This window comes from Nocardioides sp. P5_E3 (assembly GCF_054049275.1).
On the sequence record NZ_JBFUMR010000066.1, the window covers coordinates 1 to 1,163 of the forward strand.

At 75.8% G+C, this 1,163-nt stretch carries 2 protein-coding genes; both read left to right on the forward strand.

Features of this window, described 5'->3' with window-relative positions:
- The coding region (locus ACXJKB_RS22690) for an NAD(P)/FAD-dependent oxidoreductase (RefSeq protein WP_457192479.1) at positions 1–375 on the forward strand (375 nt) is incomplete at its 5' end.
- Positions 376–466: 91 nt separating this feature from the next.
- Positions 467–1,163: AfsR/SARP family transcriptional regulator (locus tag ACXJKB_RS22695; protein WP_457192481.1), on the forward strand; the 697-nt coding region annotated here is incomplete at its 3' end.

The window sequence follows — 1,163 nt, forward strand, 5'->3', positions numbered from 1 at the left end:
ATCCGCGGCTGGGCGGGCATCCCCGGCTTCGCGCGCGAGTCCTCCGGTCCCGGGTGGGCGCTCGTGGGGGACGCGGGCTACTTCAAGGACCCGATCACGTCCCACGGCATCACCGACGCGCTGCGGGACGCAGAGCTGCTCGCCGGGCAGGTGCTCGCGTCCCACGCCGGCGCGGTCCCGGAGCACGCGGCGCTGGAGCGCTACCAGGAGACCCGCGACCGGCTCTCGCGCGAGCTCTTCGCAGTCACCGAGCGCGTGGCGGCGTACGACTGGGACGCTCCCGCCATCCGGTCGCTGCTCCGCCGGTTCAGCGCGGCGATGGGCGACGAGGTCGAGCACCTCGAGCAGCTCGATCGCGCTGACGTCGCGGGCTGAGCGCCGTACGCCAGGACGGCCGCGGGAAATGGCGTCGATCCGGGCGCGCCGACCGGCGTAGAGTCGCATCGCTCGCGGCTGGGAGGGTGCGATGCACGTCGACATCAGTCTCCTCGGAGGGTTCGCGGTCGTCGTCGACGGCCGCGCCGTCGCCGCGCACGCCTGGACCCGCCGCAGCGCCGCCACGCTGGTGAAGGTGCTCGCGCTCCGGCCCGGCCGGCAGCTGCCTCGTGAGCAGCTGGTCGACCTGCTCTGGCCCGACCTGCTCCTGGAGCAGGCGGCGCCCCGGCTGCACAAGGCCGCGCACTACGCGCGGGCGGCCGTCGGGGTCCCGTCGGCGGTCGTCCTGGCCGGCGACGTGGTCTCGCTGCTGCCCGACGTGGAGGTGGCGGTGGACGTCGAGCGCTTCGACCGTGCTGCGGGCGACCCGTCGTCGGTGGGGGAGGCGATCGACCTCTACCGCGGCGACCTGCTGCCCGAGGACCTCTACGAGCCGTGGGCCGACGCCGAGCGCGAACGCCTCCGGGTCTCCTACCTGGAGCTGCTCCGCTCGGCTGGTCGCTGGGCCGACCTGGTGGCCGCAGAGCCGCTCGACGAGGAGGCGCACCTCCGGCTGGTCCAGCAGCACGTGGAGGGCGGCAGCCGGAGCCAGGCGCTGCGCCAACTCGAGGCGATGGCCCGGACCTGGCGCAACGAGCTCGGCGTCGAGCCCGGCCCCGCCGCCCGCGCCCTGCACGCCCGCGCGCAGGCGATGCCGCCGGTCGAGCCGCCGTCCGCGGCGCCGGGTG